Consider the following 17,253-nt stretch of genomic DNA (forward strand, 5'->3'; position numbering starts at 1 on the left):
CACCAGGGTTTAAAAGCTTTTTTATGATGTTAATACACAATCATTTCAACATAAAACTAATACCTTCTTTAAAGTACTTAGAAAATGCTAAGAACAAAATGATAATCGGTAAAGTTAAAATAACAGAAGCTGCATACATTGGACCAGGAAAAGCACCCATTGGTTTAAATTGAGTTGAAATTAACACATTCAATGTTTGCATATCAATAGATGGAGCAATTAACATATCCCACATTAATTCTCCCCACCTTTGCATAAATATTGATAGAAATACTATGGTTGTAACTGATTTTGCAATTGGAAGTGCGATTGTTCTGATAATTTTAAAATGACTCGCTCCTTCAATTTCAGCAGATTCAATTAAAGCATCTGGAATAGTTTTAAAATAATTGATGTACATATAATTTGCCCAAATTGAGATTGATAACGGAATAATCATCCCAGAATAGGTATTGGCTAATGGTCGAGCAATCATATATCTTGGAACAAGTAAAATAATAGTAGGAAAGAACATTTGAAAAAGCAAAGTATTTAAAATTAACTTTTTCCCTTTGAATTTTTTCAACTTTGTTACTGAGTAACCTACCCATAACCCACAAAATACAGAAATGATTGCCGTAGGGGTTGAAACTAATAATGAGTTGGCCAAAGCTCTTACCCACATAGAACGATTGGAACCTCCACCCTGATTTAACAAGTGCTCATAACTTCTTAAGGTAAATTCTGTAGAAAACAATTGCTTATCTACAGCATTCCATGGCATAAATGATTGCACCACCATATAATAAAATGGGAATAACGAAATTGCCAATAAAATTAAAGTAAGCAAAGATATCAAAATTAATGACGTTTTACTTTGTTTTTTCATGTCGCCCTCCTAATATCCAAATCGCTTATTTAATCTATCAGTGAAATAATTTATTATACGCAAAGTAATAAATACTTGGACGGCACTGGCTATTGCCATAGCAGCACCATAACCAGAATCAAATCGAGTAAATGAAGCATTGTATATTTCTAATTGCCAAGTAGTCGTTGATAAATTTGGACCTCCACCAGTTAATAAAAATGGTTCAGTAAAAATCCCAAAAGCTAAACCTGTCGCCAATACTAACACAGTTGTTAAAGTCGGCATTAACATTGGAAGGGTTATGTGGAATAATTTATGAAAACCAGTTGAACCATCTAACGCAGCTGCTTCATTAATATCTCCATCAATATTTTCAAGTCCCGATAAGATAAATAGAGCATAATATCCTGACATTTTCCATACAACAATTCCAACCATTACCCAAAAGGCATACTTTTGATCGGTTAACCAATTGATATTCAATCCAAAAGTGTCTCTTAAAAATTCATTGAAAATAGAATTATAGTTAAAGAAGTATTTAACAACTACTGAAGTAGCAACTCCTGAAGTCAAATATGGAATAAAAAATAGTACCGCTACAATCCCTTTTATTTTATTTGGTAATTTACTGACTAATACCGCAATCAATAAACCAAAAGCAAAACAAAGCGTTACTATTGGAAGCAAATATTTATAAGAATTTATAAATGCAGCTTTTACTCTATTATCGTTAAATAAATCGATAAAATTATCTAATCCTACAAACGTTCTATCTGAAGACATTAAGTTCCAATCCATAAAAGACAAAAATATTGCCCAATTCAATGGTAACAAGAAGAAAATTATTGAATGTATTAGATATGGACTGTTCAATATCCATCCAATTATATTTTGTCTATTGTCCTCTTTTCTTTGAGTCATTGTAACACCTCTCATTTATTTAAGAAATATAGAGCTGCATAGCATAAAGCTAGACAGCTCTAATGTTTCTCTATTCCAATTCGCCTGCTTGTCTCATCGCTTCGATAGCAGCATCAATGTAAGTTGAAGCATCTGGTGCGTCACCTGGTTCATAATTACTCATTTCATTTAAATATGGAGCAGTAGCTACTTCTGTAAATGCAGTCCAAATATCTGGATCATTAGCTGTAGCTAGACCTGGAATTGAGTAAGGAACCCATTCAGCTAAAGCTGATAATGCAGGATATTGAGCTAACATATCACTGAATACTTCATTGTCATTTAAGTCCCCACGTACGGGTAACATTGCTGTTGCCTCTAACCATTCTAAATCTGATTGTGCTGAATTTTCAGCATTGAATACCCATTTAACAAATTCAACTGCACCTAAATGTTGTTCTTCACTAATATTACTTGATTTATAAAAAGTTAATCCTTTAGAGTCTGCATAATTATAAGGCAGATCACCTTCTGCTCTTACAATTGCTGGTCCATAAACATAATCTTCACCATAAACTTTTCCATATTCTTCATATAGATTAATTTCCCATGGTGCATTAATTGTAACTAATACTGAAGGAGTATCTTCTACCCAAACACTAGCTAATTCTCCAAGTTGTACAGAATTACCGAACATACCAATAAGCTGTAAAGCATCGATGGCATCTTGTCTATCCATTACTAATTGATTTTCTTCAATGATTGGTTTTGCTTGAGACAATCCATTGTATATCATTTGGAAGTCAAACCAACGATCCCAATATTGATCTGGTCTTGATAATGATGGTCTATAGAATGAATGAGTAATTCCGATATCTGATAAAGCCTCACGGTTTTCACCAAAAGCAGTCATTACATTTTGAAATTCTTCAACAGTTGTAGGTGCAGAATCAAACCCAAGTGCTTCTAAACCTTTAACATTCCATTGCCACGCCATTGGATTTACATAAACTGGTAATACATAGTGTGAGCCATCGATTGCCCAGTTTTCCATAGCTTCTTCCATTTGTCTAGCTTCAATAACTTCATTAAACCAATCTTCATTTGAAATATCATAAACGACACCAGAATTAGCTAAAATAGAAGCAAAACCTCTATTTATATTTTCTGATACAGCTGGAGCCGTCCCGGTTGCTAAGGCATTTTGAATACCCGCTTCAGATGAAGGTGTTTCTGGCATTTGTTGAACTTTTACTCTAATTACTTTCCCATCAATTTCTGTATTTGTTTCGTTAAAAGCATTGGCTCTAGCAGTCCATAAATCATATTGTACAGCTTGTGGTGCAGACCAGAAATCTACTTGGATTTCTTCTTGCGCAACGACAACGCTTTCAAAACCAAGTCCTAGAAACGCACCACTAACTGTCACTAAAATAACTAAAATATTAATTAATTTTAACCAACTATTTTTTATCATTTTATTTCTCCATTCTTTTAATTCATTGACTTAACTTTTTCATTAATACCATTAAAATAACTAAGAAACTTCATTTCTATATTATTTAATTTTTGTATGGCATTACTTTCATGTGGATCATTTGCTGAAAAATATATTTTACTTTTAGGTTCTGTTCCAGAAGGTCTTATACAAACCCATGAGTCATCTTCAAGAAATATTTTTATTACATTTGATTTTGGTAATTTTAGCGACATAACTTTTCCACTAGCAACTTCATATTCAGTACCAAGTAAATAATCCTGAATTCTCGAAACACCTAACTCACCAATTTTTTTGGGATAATTATGGCGTAAATAATTCATTTCATCAGCTAATTGCTGTATAGCTTCAGAGCCTTTATAAGACATTGTTCTAAGTGATTCTTTATAAAATCCATATTTTTCACCAATTTCATACAATACATCAATAACTGATTGATTATTCAGTTTGTAAAAAAGTACTATTTCTGCCATTAGTATTGCTGCTTGTATGGCATCTTTATCACGTACAAATGGTTTAACTAAATAACCAAAACTTTCTTCAAAACCAAATAGAAATGACTTATTTTTTTGCTCTAATTCATTAATTTTTTCACCAATAAATTTAAATCCAGTTAATGTATCAATGACATTTAAATCAAAATCATTTGCAATTTTATACGTTAAATCTGTGGTAACAATTGTTTTTAAAACATAAGAATTAGGTACATGTTTATTATTTGCTAAGTAGTACAACATTAAACTTCCAATTTCATTACCGGATAACAATCGATATGCGTTATTATCATGATTATCTCGAATAGCAACCCCTAACCGGTCAGTATCTGGATCGGTCCCTATCAACAAATCCGCTTCTACTGCATTACCAATTTCAATGGCCTTATCAAAAACACCTCTTTCTTCAGGATTAGGCGTTTGAACCGTCGAAAATCCACTATCATAGTCCGCCTGCTCTTTGACGATAAATAATTGTTTAAAACCAACTTCTTGTAGTCCTTTAGAGACTAAATTTAAACCAGAACCATGTAATGGTGTATATACTATTTGAACTATGCCATTATTATTTGCAATTAATTCTCTGTTCACAGTTACTTCTTTTAATGCTAATAAATAACTTCTATCTATGTCTTCGCCAAAAGTATGTATTAAATTAGAACTTATAGATGAATCCGAAATATGAATATCTGTTTCATCATGTATTTTAGCTAAGTATGAACTGATTTTGTTTGCCGTATCTAAAGTTATTTGGCCTCCACTTGTGTTATATATTTTATACCCATTGTATTGGGCTGGATTGTGACTAGCTGTTATCATTACCCCAGCAAAAGCTTTGTATTTTCTTATTGAGAAAGAAACAATTGGGGTTGGTCGAATAAAATCAGATAAATAAACTTTAATGCCAAATGAAGCAAGGACTCTGCCGGTTTCATGAGCAAATTCTTTTGAGTAATATCGATTGTCGTATGAAATCACAACTCCAGCATCTTCACCTTTATTTTCAATGACATACATAGCTAACGCTACCGTTACACGTCGAATCATAACAATGTTAATTCTATTTGTTCCCGGGCCAATTCCTCCTCTCATCCCACCTGTTCCAAACTCAAGATATCTATAAAAACTATCAAACAATTCATCATCATTTAAACTTTCTATTTGCGTTTTAAGATAGCTTGGTACATTTTCACTGACTTGCCATTGATGCAACCTAGCCTTCCAATTCATAACCTACAACTCTTCCTCTAACCGTTTTAAAATTTCACTAATCGACAAAACACATCCAGCCATAGTCGTATCAGAAGCACCATAGTAAACTATTAAATCATCACCATCTAAAACTGAACCACAACCAAATACAACATCACCAAAAAATCCTTTTTGTTCATATTCCATTTCCGGCTCAAGTATTGGGTGATTCAACCTTGCTAAAATAATACTTGGATCATTTTTATCTAGCAGAGCTGCCCCCATGCAGTACCTAGAATTTTCATTGGCTCCATGATAAATGACTAACCAACCTAATTTGGTTTTTATAGGTGGTAACCCACCGCCTATTCTTTGAGATTCCCAAGAGCCTTCCCTAGTACCAAATAAATATTTGTGATTACCCCAAGAAATTAAATCAGGTGATGATGCTAACCATATATTTAATCCACCTAGACTACTTGAACTTGGACGGTGTAAGGCATAATACCTATTATTAACTTTCTCAGGAAAAATTAAAATATCTTTGTTTTCAGGAGCAAAAATATTACCAAGATGTACATAATCTTCAAAGTTTGCAGTCTTAATAGCACTAACTCCAATTCCTAGTTCAGAAACTGATGTATAAGTCACAACATAATCTTCACCAATCTGTGTACAACGAGCATCCTCAATACCATAAGTTGTATATTGATCATAAGGATATAAGAAAGGGTCATCGTCCACTTCAAAATCAACGTCATTTGTACTTCTAGCAATCCGAATATATGATAATGAAGTAAGATGGGAAATTTTATTCGTTTTATCATTTTGACGAATTGTTCTTGGATCATCAAAAATATATTTTGCATCATCTAAATCATATTCAATTTTTTCTACTTTATTTTCTGTAACGTTAAAAATTGGTGCATAAACTTTATTTTCCACTTGACTTATAGGTCTTTCAGCTACTCTTAATAACAATAAAGTCTGATTCTTATATTTAGCAACACCAGCATTAAAAACGCCAATTACTTCAAATCCAGCATGATAAGGTGTTACATCTGCTGGGGTTAGTATGGGATTCTTATCAAATCTTTTAATCTGCATTTTTATCCTCTTTCATAAATGGATTTTTAATAGTAATTTTTTGTGCATCTGCATCACTAATACCGCAGTATAATTCAGCTGTTGTATTAGACAAAACTAACCCACCACTAAAAACAACATCAACTAAATCAGGTCTTTTACTTGGACCATCTAAAAAGTTATTCCTTTCAGCAATTATTTTTTCATTGGATACGTCAAAAGTACTTAAATCTAAAATAAATGCCATTGCAAAATAATGACGATAGCCTGTTTCATCAAAAGTAGCAATATGACCTATAATTCCTACTGAAGAACTATCAAGGAGATGAATTTCATTCGCACCACCCCATGTATCACCTTTAAATTGATTCCCAAGTAAAGGAGCTGCTTCAATCAATTCGATAGTTAATTCATCTAAATCATTAATAATAACTGCACCAATTTTCCCTCTTCCACCTTTAATACCTTGAGGTCTTGTTAAAACAAGAATTCGATTATCTTCTAATTGCTTTAATCGTATGTCTTTCATTCCTTTTGGACCTTGAAAAAATTTTTCCAAATTCCATAAATCCTTTCCTCTAAAAAGATCTGTTCTCCACTCTAATAGTTTAGGATTCTCTTTTGATTCATTGATAACTACCCCACCTAAAATAATTTCATCATTTATGAAAGTTACAAAAGGATCTTGCATTTCTAACGGTGTGAAACCTTCGACCATACAATATTTATCATTGTTTTTCACATATAAAATAACTTGCGAAAATTCACTTTCTCTATTCTCTACTCTTCCAAAAATATAACACTTGTCATTTATTTTAAATGGAGCAGTAATGTTATATATATCTTTGTTTTCAACGACTTCAAAAGGAATTTTTTCTGGATTTTTTGCTTGTTCTCCTTTTCTATATTCAACTAATAACATTTCTAAATCCACGTAATCACTCCAACCTTTAACAAAATTTAAGCGCTTTCCGATTATAATCTATCATAGTTTTAACAAATAAACAACATAAATTATCAGTTATTTTCATTTTTAATCATATTTTCATCAAAAAAGACTCATTAATCAAATATCAAAAATGATTAATGAGCCATTTAACATATATTATTCTTCAACTATTACATTGGTGATGTCTTTAAAGTCTTCAGGAACTTGGTCCGTTATGACTGTTGCATTGTCTAAATCAGAGAATTTAAAAACCGAACGAGCATTAAATTTTGAATGATCTGCTAAAATATAAGCTTTTTGAGTTCTCTTGATAACCTGTTCTTTAATTAAGGATTCGTTGGGGTCAGCATTAGAGAAACCAAATTCTTTATCTATACCATTAGCGCCTAAAAAACATTTATCAAAAGTATACATATTTAAGACTCTACTAGTAATAGCCCCAACAAAAGCCATGGTTTCTTTCTTTAATTCGCCCCCAATGGAAGTGATTGGTATATCATATTTCAAGGCCTCTTCGATTGTTTTAAATCCATTGGTTACGATTGAAATATCTTTATTCGCTAAGTGTTTAATCATAGTTACATTAGTAGTTCCAGAATCAATAAATATCACATCACCATCTTCTACAACATTTGCAGCGATTTTACCTATCTTTTCTTTTTCAGTTGGATACAACCCTTGCCTTTGACTAATCGCAGTTTCCCTAGATGTATCTATCTTTTTTGCCGCCCCACCATGTAATAGTACTAATTTTCCTTCACTCTCAAGTGCTTTTAAATCTCTTCTAATAGTTATTTCTGAAACATCTAAACTCTTTGCTAAGTCAGTGATAAATACAATCCCATTTTCTAGCTGTTCGATGATTTTATTTTGTCGTTCAAAAGGTAACATAAGACGACTCCTTTAAATAAAATGATTATTGTTAATTACAATATATCATACAGATTATCAAAAATACAGTAAAATTTATCAAGTATTATCAATTGTTTATCATAATTGTTTCAGTTAAATTATTACCTAATCGATACATTTCTCCGGATCCTTTACTGTGGACAAATCAACATCTACTTGTCTAATCTTATACTGATAGTCGGAATCTTTTTTAGATTTTATATTTAATACTTCAACAGTTGCCAATTCTCTTAGTACGTCCCTTGGACTCTCAACAACAACAGCACCTTTTTCAACATACTTCTCTGGCCATTTTATTTTCTTATTCTCCATAACATTCTTTGCAATCAATATTTTCCTATTTTGTTTTAAAGCAAAATCGGCCTGCTTTAATGCACCTGACGTTTCACCAGCCTCCATTATTATGGTCGCTAAAGATAAGCCACTCATGACCCCATTTCGTAATGGAAAAAACCAACGTTGGGTTTGGTTAGCAGGTGAAAATTGACTCACAACTAGACCTTTATTTTCAATCTCAATTTGAACATCTTTATTTTCGGAAGGGTAATATTGATTTAAATTTGTACCTATCACCGCTATTGTATTAAAGCCATTCTCTAGGGCACCTAAATGTGCAGACACATCAATACCTTTAGCTAATCCAGAAATTACGGTAATTCCATTTGCTCCTAATTTTTTAGCTAATTTATAAGTACTTTCTTTAGCCCTTGGTGATGCATTTCTTGACCCCACTAAAGAAACTGTTCTTATTTCATCTAGTAAAGCTTTTTTCCCTCTTACATACAAAAACCTCGGTGCTTGTTCTACTTCACTTAATAAAATTGGATAATCTTTAGATCCACGTTTTAATATCTCATCATTATATTTGAGTTTAGAGAATGCATCTTTTGCTTGTCTATATTCACTAATTAATTTTTCAGCATTAAGATTAAAAAAATGACTGTATTCTTCAACTAAGTTAGTTATCGGTTCAGTTATATCGTATCTTTCACTGAACGCATCCACTAATGGATTCAATTTCTTTTCAGTAACATTAAGCGCATTTAATAATGTCGCAAAATTTAAGGACTCTTGTTTAATGCTTGTGTCAATTTCAAACCTTCCAGTTTCATCATGATTCCGTTTGTATTCATCAAAAATTGAAAGTTCTTCTTGTCTTTTTTTCAATTCAGATATATGAAATAAGGTACCTGACGGCGACTTTTTGAAAGGTGATATTTTTTCTTCTTTAACTAACATATTTAAGCGTTGTGTAGATATTCCAAGATAATCAGCAGCATCTTTTGCAAAATAAATTTCTTCAGCTAATTTTGAATAGTCCATGATTATCACTCCTTTAATCATATATTATTTCAAGGGTTGATATGTGTCAAGCCTTAACTATTAAAACCCAAAAAAACAGCAACCCCACCCAAAGGCAAGATTGCTGCACTATCCAACTTCCTACTTCTAACCATCACTCTACCTAATCAAAATTCCCGCTTCTCAAATCCTCAACAACAGGTGCTTTTTCCAACTCGGCCAAAATCTCACGACCCCCATTGTTCATCCACGTATCCACATAGTTATCCCAATCCGCTTCAATATCGATCACATTGGTAATACCATTCATACGGAATTCAGATTCTAAAGTCGTTAACTGTGAATCGTAACGTGACACTAAATCCGCATAATCCGTTTCCGTAAATAAATCATGTTTGTACGGACGAATAGCCATAGCTTCAACATATTCAGGAACCGTGAAGAAGCGCTCCATTAACTCTAAAGTCTTCATTTCCGTCAACCACAAGTAACGATCACCTGGGTAACTACGCGGGCTATAAGACCAGAAGCCCATTTCTCCTTCTTCTAAATCATACTCCGGACGAACAATTAACGTAGACTTACCTTCTTCACCACGCCAATCAGAATGTTCACCAGGAATACCATAAGTCGTCCAAACACCTTCTGGATTATAAGTCATAAAATCATAGATTTGTAAGTAACGAGCCAACTCTTCATCCGTTACATCGGCGCCAATTTGCATCGCATCCCCTAAAAACGTCACCGGATAGAAGGATTGTTGCCCTTGGTCACCATAAGGACCTGTTTCAGGATGGAAGGCTAAAATCTTAGCTTCAGGATTTGCATCTAAAATATTTTGTGGCGCACGCCCATCTGTCCAAGATTCTTGAGCTAAATACGTTTTTTGCGCAATAAAATATCCTATTTGATTATTCGAATATTTTTCCCAAGCCATTTGGGTCGATAAAGTGGTCCATTCCGGATCCATGATACCTTTATTGTACCAATCATTCATTTTCAGTAACCATTCTTTGTAGCGTTCGCTCACCATAGGATCAGTTAAAGTATCATTTTCTAACAAATTATAGTCTGCACTTAAGCCATAAGCACCTAGCAAGGTTTGCGCCCACAATAAGTTATCATTGGTTGGTAAAATTCCGTAGGTGTCATCTTGACCATTACCATCTGGATCATCAAAAGTAAAAGCCGTTAAGATTTCTTCCAATTCATCGAGACTATACGAGGTGTCCGTCCAATAAATCCGCTCGTAACCATCACTGTCACCAATTGGCTCCGCATCTTCTGGGATTTCAAACCCTAGATTTTCCAACCAGTCCATACGTAGTGACGGCACCCATAACAAGCCATCCGCTTGCGGTTGAACCCCAATTAAATATAACTGCTCATCGGGATTATCTGGATTTTGTGAGATACGCCAACCTAAGCCGCTCTCTAATTCATTCATAGCAGCTGTATACAAAGGCGCATACTTTTCAATCATTTCACGAGGGATAGAACGCGTTAACCCATCTTGATAAAATTCCAAAGGCGTCAAACCACCACCAGTCATGTTAAACGCATCCGGTAAATCGTTAGAAGCAACCATGATTGAATTTTGAGTAGAGTCCCAAGTGTCAGTAAATGTATTTTCAATCTTAATATTAAACATTTCTTCTAAACGTGTTTGTACCCAGTTTCCATCAACAGCACGTCCTTTGGTAACCATACCCGACAACTGCATTTCAACCGGTTCAGAAAAATCACCTGGTTCTGGCAGTCCATCTTGAGCAGTAGCTAACACCGGATTAACAAAAACAGAAGCAGCTATCGCACTTGCAGCTAAAAAACGCATTGTTTGACTAAATTTCATTGTTTCACTCACCTTTTTAATAATGATATTTATTTAGGGACAATAGTAGCGCCAGTAATCCAATTAAACACATAATCCTTAATTTCATAATGCATCGGTTCATGACCATACTCCGGCATCAAGTAATGTTCTTTGTTGTCAGTTCCCAAATTATTGTAAATCGCATATTGCGTTGACGGTAAACACACATCATCCAACAGACCGGTAATCATCTTCACTTGCCCTTTAATCCGACTGGCAAAATTCTTAACATCAATATAAGCCAATGTATCCAACACTTTTTCTTCCGTTAAATGCAAGGGATCCCTTAAAAAGAAATAACGAAATAGCTCATTATAGGCTTCGGTATTGTTAACAGTTTCTATCACACGCTTAAAATCTGACAGAAAAGGATAAATGGCGACCGTGAGATTTATTTTAGGGTTTAAAGCCGCAGCTACCAAAGCCAAAGCACCCCCCTGAGAATCGCCATAAGAACTTAAACGACTCGCATCCACAAAATCCATAGACGCCACAACTTCAACCAATTGATAAACATCCAAAAAGGCTTTGCGAAAATACAAATGATCGCGACCCTCGTCCAAACCTCGAACAATATGCCCCTTCACCGTACTCCCCTTGTAAACGCCCAAATCCTCAGACTTACCCGCCTGACCGCGCACATCCAAAGCCACAACACCATGACCCGTCGCCGCATAAGGAAACAAATCCGTCCAATCCTTGCTACGTCCATGGTAACCATGAAACATAAAAACGACCGGCACATTCTCCAACTTTTTCGGAAAAACCGCCTTCGCATAGATTTCACTACCATCGACAGCCTGAAACCTTAAATCATAACAGCGAACGCCATCCAAAGAAAAATCTTTTTCAACCAGCTGATACCTTGTTTCCTCAGGCACCAAGGCCACTTGCTGATCCCAAAACACATCAAAATCCGACGGTTTCGCCCAACTCCCCCTGTACACTTCCAATTGATCACGCGACATGCCTTCTGCCATGCCAAACCCCCTTCACCCCAATAAATATCACTGCAACACGACAACCATAAAATCACGTTTTGAAAACGTTAACATAATAATAACGTTTACTTATACCTTAAAGTTTCAAATTTTTTAACTAAATTTGTACTATTTTCAAAGAAAACGTTTGCGTTCAATACCGCATGCAAATTAATAGCAAAATTATTATATTTTTAAGATAATAGACTTAGTCAATAACTAAGGAGGCTACAATAATGGAAGAAAATTACACCATATTTATTGAAAATGCAGGCGGGATGATGGTGACGCGCTCACTGTTAGAAGGTACATCGAAGTTAAAATGGATTTTCCGTTCCGAGAGCCAGCACCCTGATGATAACGGCTGGCGTGCCCTAGGTGATACAGATACCGAAGAGTATATTAATGTGGTGGAAAATAATGTCATCATTGACTTTAATCGCTTAGCCACCATGGAACCAGCCGTCTTATCCATTTATCAACTACCGGTGGGGACCGATCTGGTGTTCCATGATGATGAAACCGGCAGATATTTCACCGATATTCGCACGGGAGAACGACTTCGTTTTGAAAAATAAATATAACGTAAGAAGCAGCCACTGTAGATAAACTTAAGTGGCTGCTTTTGGTTACTATATGTGTAGACGATATGGGATATCAGATAAAGTAGGAACAGAATCGTCAAACTCACCTTCTACGATCAACAGAATAATTTTAACATCATTCATAATCCGTACCTTCTTCTTGAATGATGCTTGATTTTCTAAAACTTCTTTGTATTTTAGCTATACTAGTAGTGTTATATAATTCATGTTGCCCCGTCTTGTATTGAATATCTCTGAGGTAGACATTACGCAAATTATTAGACTGTTTAATATTATGCGCCTTAACATAACGATTAGATTGATCCGTTGTTGTAAAAATAATTTTCCTTTCACTTATAGTTTCTAATGGTCTTAAATTATGTGAAGTAAAAATTATCTGTCCTTTAGCGCCTTCTGATAAAACCGTCAACAATTCTCCTAATAAAAATTCATATACACCACTGTCCAACTCATCAATCGCTACAATAGCAAGTCGTGAATTATAACCAGCTATTAACGCACTAAGAATGGATACAATTTTCTTTACTCCGTCAGATTCTGCTCTAAAAGGAAATTGTTTGCCGTCTCTATTAGAATTTAGTTCAACACGGTAACCTTTTTCACCTGTTTCGGTGACCTGTTCACCGTAAACATGCAAAACAAGTTTCATCTTCGGAATAATTTGCGGTAGAACCAAATTAATCTGCTCAATAATCGCAGAAATCACTTTATAATGTTGTTGCTCAAGTAAGGAAGACTGTAAAGCATCTAATCCTATTGTTCCAAAATAATACTCACTCTGATTACCTTTCTTATTAACGACCGAAAATAAAAACGGAATATAAAATTGTGAATAGACTAATCCCGACATCTTATTATCAAAAACAAAAATATTCTTCGCTATTAATTCAATAGCCTCCATACACTCTTTTAGCTCATCAAGATTCTTATTTTTGGATGCTTCAATCGTTCCTTTAATAACATCTGAAAAAATAACGGATTGCTGATCTTTATCCGATTGTTTAACCGCAACATTTAACATCGTTCTATTAGTCTGATTATTTCTAAAGTAAGAAACAGGTTTTAATTCCGGCTTTTTATCTTTATTATTTCTAGAAAACGTTATTAAATTTTTAGTCCGCGAGTTGTTCTTTAATTCTTTTGTCTCTAAAGATTCGTATAAAATCGTTATTCTATTTTCATAATTTTTCATTTCATTTAACGTGCTTACTTTCTCTAAAATAACGGAATAGGATATCAATCGCTCCTCATTTATTTTAAAAGTTACCGAAACGGTTGACTGAGTGTTATTATTTAACAAATCCACAAAATATTCTTCTAATTCCTCGCCTAATAATAAATTTCTACACAGATTTATCGCATCAATAACAGTTGTTTTTCCAGAGCCATTTTGGCCATAAATTCCAACCATATTAAGAACCTCGTCATTATAAGTTAAATTGATTTCACCATTATCCACATTCTTTAAATTTTTTAGTTGAATATCTACTAACTTAATACTTTCAATATTCATGAAATCACCTCATTAACGTATTTACTAATATTATACACTATTTTTAACTTATGAGTTAATAAAGTGACTTTTTAGAATAAAAAATACCGAATTAGATAGTTATTATGTTTTTTTTAAATAAATATCATTACAAAAATAGTCCACATTTAGTTTTCTAGACTAAATGTAGGACTCCTTTGATTGCTCTATTTGCTAGTTTAAATACAAAACATCTAATTTCTTGAACCATTCGACAGTGTATATGAATGGTATAGCTCTTTTCTTCAACTTGCGTTTTCAACGCCATCAATCATCACATTAATGATTCCGAATCACAAGCTCCGACACATTAATATTCCGCCGTTCTTCCATGCTGTTCACGATAATTTCAGCAACATCATCCGCCGCCATCATACCACCCATATTATCCTCGTCAATCACACCATCCCAAAACGGCGTTGCCATCCCGCCCATGTAAATACCACTCACTCGAATGCCCGTCTCCGCCAATTCCTTTTGCAAACTCTCGGTAAACCCCTTCACTCCAAACTTGCTGGCACAATAAACCGACTCCGTCACTTTCCCTTCAAGTCCCGCCGTCGAGACAATATTAATAATTTGTCCCGCACCAGCTGCCTTCATGGCCGGTAACACTTGCTGCGTACAAAAAATCGTCCCCTTCAAATTAATGTCGATCATCGCGTCGACCTGCTCAACCGATAAGGCTTCAGCCAACTCAAAATACCCGACACCAGCGTTATTTATTAAAAGATCCACCGAACGAATATCCCTGAATACGGTAGTGACTGCTGTATAAGAAGACACATCAAGGACATGAATGGAATAATCAGAGGTCCCCAAACTGGCAGCAACTTTTTGTAATTTATCGCTATTTCGACCCATCAAGGTCACATGATACCCTTTGTCAGCATAAAGATGCGCTAAAGAAGCACCAAGACCACTGCCTGCACCAGTAATTACAACATGTTTTTTGTTCATTGAAAGACTCCTTTTACATTTTAATTAAAAAATGGACAAATAGATGATTTAACCTAAAAGTTCATTTAACACTGTAACTATTTCATCCCTACTTAATAGTATATCATTATTTTGTGGTATCGTACTTTTATTATTCTCTAATTGATGTAAAAATATTGTCATATCTTTTTGAATCGATTCTTCTAAAATAAATTTATCACTATTCATTAAAGAACCCGCCAAGCGAGAAATATCATTCAAATGTTTCTTTACATCCCTTCCATCTACTGATTTATCATCTTGTTCTTTTCTGCTTTTTAAATCTAACCAAGCTTTAGCCTTTAAGACAATTAGAGTTTTATCATTCAAAATTGAATAACCATTAAGCACCTGTTTACCTGATGATAATTAATTCATAATAATTATCATCAAGCAATAAAGCAGATAAACTCATATTTTCATAAAAAAGAAAGAGGTGTTTTCCTTCCTTTACTGAACAGTTCAAAAGGTTTTTTAGCAAACAATTCAATTATTTTTGGATACTCAGGATTATTTGTCATAAAGCGAAATAATTAGTTTCCTATTTCAACTTCGGGTACATAAGATCCTGCTTCCAAAAAATTCTTTAAAGCAATATAAAATAATTTTTCAGGATTAGTAATAACCATATCATAATCTTTTGTAGTCCGACTAGTAAATCCTCTATCATCCAAAATAAATGAAGTAGCAGTACCTCCAATTACAACATAATGATTTTCAAAACCTGCAAATGCTTGTCTAAATTTCTCATTATAGTTGACACTCACAAAAATCATCCCTCTCTGACACCGCTATTCTGTCCAACACCCTTCATAGCGAACCCTAAAGCTTCCTCAACCCTTGGATCATCGACGTCTTTCAAAGTTAAATACAGAGAAAGCCTATCTACTAGATTATCATTGATTATTGGTGTGTATTTCCACAATTGAATTTCAACAAACGATTGATTTACCAATACATTCTCCTCGTAAATAGTTAAATAATTTTTCTTATTTACTAAGCGAAACTCTGCTTCTGACATTGCCACAATGCTATGTTCTTCACTCAAATCGGTTAATTGGCTCAAAGCTGAAGTACCCGCATACCCCCAATGCACCTCATTCTTGACAACCGAGTCAAAAACTTCTTTTTCAAGAAATAGCGTCTTTTTCACTGGATTAAGTAAATACTGCTGTCCCTCTATTAAAATCTCATTCAAATCCTTCTCAGCTGAATAAGTCCCATGTTGAGACTTCAGCCAACCCAATTGAACAAATTTATTTAAAACCCGATAAACCGTCGCAATTGACACCCGAGTCCTTTTTTCAACAGTACTTGCTACAATAAGTTCTTTTGATTCTGTAATAAGATAAATAAAGACTAACTGCTCACTAGGAGTAAACGTCTTCTCAACCAATACTTCGAGGTTTTTATTTAAGATTAGACCTAAACTTGGAACAAAAAGACTCCCTTTATAATCAATAAATGGTATTCTAGCCTTTATTAACAACTGCTTCTCATCATCTGATAATCGATTAAAAACCAATATATAGTTCCCATTGTATGGCCGGCTAATAAACTCTGCTTGCTTAACAAATTGTTCTAAACTTCCTCGACGTTTTTCTTTAATCATCAAAAAGATATCGTCGGTGATTTCAATCGTATTGATAATAAATTTCATCTTATAAGCAATTGGTAGGTTCAAATCAATTTCTTTAATAGGTGCATCGATATTATATTTTTTAAAAACTTCTTCTACTTTATTCTTCATATTAAACACCTCCACTTTATCATTTATCTGCATTATATCATTACCTATGATAATTTACAATTATACTGATAATATCAGTGGCGTAAAAGCCCCACAATCAAGTGTTTCCACTCAACGGTAGGGCTCAATTTACTTATGCTTAATTTTAAAACCGATCATCATCTTCAACCACATGTCCATCCACATCATCGATATCCAACTCTTCACGACGAGTCGTTTCGGTAACTGTTTCATGGTCAGTATGACGTGTTTTTTCAACTTCAAACTCATCCGTCACCACGGTATCTTTCGATAAAACCACTTCTTCTTCAGACACAGGAATCACGATATCTTCCATGTCATTAATATTATCAC

17 protein-coding genes are annotated in these 17,253 nt (G+C 34.1%); 1 reads left to right on the plus strand and 16 read right to left on the minus strand.

Annotation, left to right across the window (positions count from 1 at the left end; all coding sequences use genetic code 11):
* Nucleotides 1–40: 40 nt before the first annotated feature.
* The 10 genes from NRE15_RS05600 to NRE15_RS05645 form a co-directional block, all read right to left on the minus strand.
* Nucleotides 41–868 (minus strand): carbohydrate ABC transporter permease, encoded by an 828-nt coding sequence (locus tag NRE15_RS05600; protein ID WP_313794612.1) that lies wholly within the window; start codon nt 866–868, stop codon nt 41–43.
* 9 nt (nt 869–877) lie between these two features.
* Nucleotides 878–1,771 carry a carbohydrate ABC transporter permease gene (locus NRE15_RS05605; protein ID WP_313794613.1) on the minus strand — a complete coding sequence of 298 codons (894 nt, stop codon included), beginning with the start codon at nt 1,769–1,771 and terminating at the stop codon, nt 878–880.
* Between the two features lie 70 nt (nt 1,772–1,841).
* A complete protein-coding gene (locus tag NRE15_RS05610) occupies nt 1,842–3,227 on the minus strand; it encodes an ABC transporter substrate-binding protein (protein ID WP_313794614.1) in 1,386 nt (461 codons plus the stop codon).
* Nucleotides 3,228–3,244: 17 nt separating this feature from the next.
* Complete coding sequence (locus NRE15_RS05615) at nt 3,245–4,972, minus strand: phospho-sugar mutase (protein ID WP_313794615.1); 1,728 nt, start codon at nt 4,970–4,972, stop codon at nt 3,245–3,247.
* A 3-nt stretch (nt 4,973–4,975) separates the two neighbouring features.
* Nucleotides 4,976–6,040: a BtaManbiosPhlase gene (locus NRE15_RS05620; RefSeq protein ID WP_313794616.1), complete on the minus strand. Its 1,065-nt coding sequence runs from the start codon at nt 6,038–6,040 to the stop codon at nt 4,976–4,978.
* The gene (locus NRE15_RS05625; RefSeq protein WP_313794617.1) at nt 6,030–6,953 is read right to left on the minus strand and encodes a DUF1861 family protein; all 924 of its coding nucleotides are present in this window, start codon (nt 6,951–6,953) and stop codon (nt 6,030–6,032) included. The genes NRE15_RS05620 and NRE15_RS05625 overlap by 11 nt, the downstream gene beginning before the upstream one ends.
* A gap of 171 nt (nt 6,954–7,124) precedes the next feature.
* Nucleotides 7,125–7,859: a DeoR/GlpR family DNA-binding transcription regulator gene (locus NRE15_RS05630; RefSeq protein WP_313794618.1), complete on the minus strand. Its 735-nt coding sequence runs from the start codon at nt 7,857–7,859 to the stop codon at nt 7,125–7,127.
* A 126-nt stretch (nt 7,860–7,985) separates the two neighbouring features.
* Nucleotides 7,986–9,203 carry a DNA-processing protein DprA gene (locus NRE15_RS05635; RefSeq protein ID WP_313794619.1) on the minus strand — a complete coding sequence of 406 codons (1,218 nt, stop codon included), beginning with the start codon at nt 9,201–9,203 and terminating at the stop codon, nt 7,986–7,988.
* Between the two features lie 142 nt (nt 9,204–9,345).
* The gene (locus tag NRE15_RS05640) at nt 9,346–11,034 is read right to left on the minus strand and encodes a type 2 periplasmic-binding domain-containing protein (RefSeq protein WP_313794620.1); all 1,689 of its coding nucleotides are present in this window, start codon (nt 11,032–11,034) and stop codon (nt 9,346–9,348) included.
* A 29-nt stretch (nt 11,035–11,063) separates the two neighbouring features.
* Complete coding sequence (locus NRE15_RS05645) at nt 11,064–12,035, minus strand: alpha/beta fold hydrolase (protein ID WP_313794621.1); 972 nt, start codon at nt 12,033–12,035, stop codon at nt 11,064–11,066.
* Nucleotides 12,036–12,271: 236 nt separating this feature from the next.
* Here NRE15_RS05645 and NRE15_RS05650 point away from each other — a divergent pair, with 236 nt between their 5' ends.
* Nucleotides 12,272–12,613 carry an immunity protein Imm33 domain-containing protein gene (locus NRE15_RS05650; protein ID WP_313794622.1) on the plus strand — a complete coding sequence of 114 codons (342 nt, stop codon included), beginning with the start codon at nt 12,272–12,274 and terminating at the stop codon, nt 12,611–12,613.
* 142 nt (nt 12,614–12,755) lie between these two features.
* Here the strand turns inward: NRE15_RS05650 and NRE15_RS05655 are convergent, their stop codons facing one another.
* From NRE15_RS05655 to NRE15_RS05680, 6 genes are all read right to left on the minus strand, one after another.
* On the minus strand, nt 12,756–14,153 hold the full coding sequence (locus NRE15_RS05655; protein WP_313794623.1) for an ATP-binding protein: 1,398 nt from the start codon (nt 14,151–14,153) through the stop codon (nt 12,756–12,758).
* Nucleotides 14,154–14,450: 297 nt separating this feature from the next.
* Nucleotides 14,451–15,131: an SDR family oxidoreductase gene (locus NRE15_RS05660; RefSeq protein ID WP_313794624.1), complete on the minus strand. Its 681-nt coding sequence runs from the start codon at nt 15,129–15,131 to the stop codon at nt 14,451–14,453.
* A 48-nt stretch (nt 15,132–15,179) separates the two neighbouring features.
* Complete coding sequence (locus NRE15_RS05665) at nt 15,180–15,479, minus strand: hypothetical protein (RefSeq protein WP_313794625.1); 300 nt, start codon at nt 15,477–15,479, stop codon at nt 15,180–15,182.
* Between the two features lie 203 nt (nt 15,480–15,682).
* Complete coding sequence (locus NRE15_RS05670) at nt 15,683–15,916, minus strand: hypothetical protein (RefSeq protein WP_313794626.1); 234 nt, start codon at nt 15,914–15,916, stop codon at nt 15,683–15,685.
* 5 nt (nt 15,917–15,921) lie between these two features.
* On the minus strand, nt 15,922–16,899 hold the full coding sequence (locus NRE15_RS05675) for a helix-turn-helix domain-containing protein (protein WP_313794627.1): 978 nt from the start codon (nt 16,897–16,899) through the stop codon (nt 15,922–15,924).
* A gap of 145 nt (nt 16,900–17,044) precedes the next feature.
* Complete coding sequence (locus NRE15_RS05680; protein ID WP_313794628.1) at nt 17,045–17,236, minus strand: DUF2382 domain-containing protein; 192 nt, start codon at nt 17,234–17,236, stop codon at nt 17,045–17,047.
* Nucleotides 17,237–17,253 lie beyond the last annotated feature (17 nt).

The organism is Fundicoccus culcitae (assembly GCF_024661895.1).
Lineage (GTDB): Bacteria > Bacillota > Bacilli > Lactobacillales > Aerococcaceae > Fundicoccus_A > Fundicoccus_A culcitae.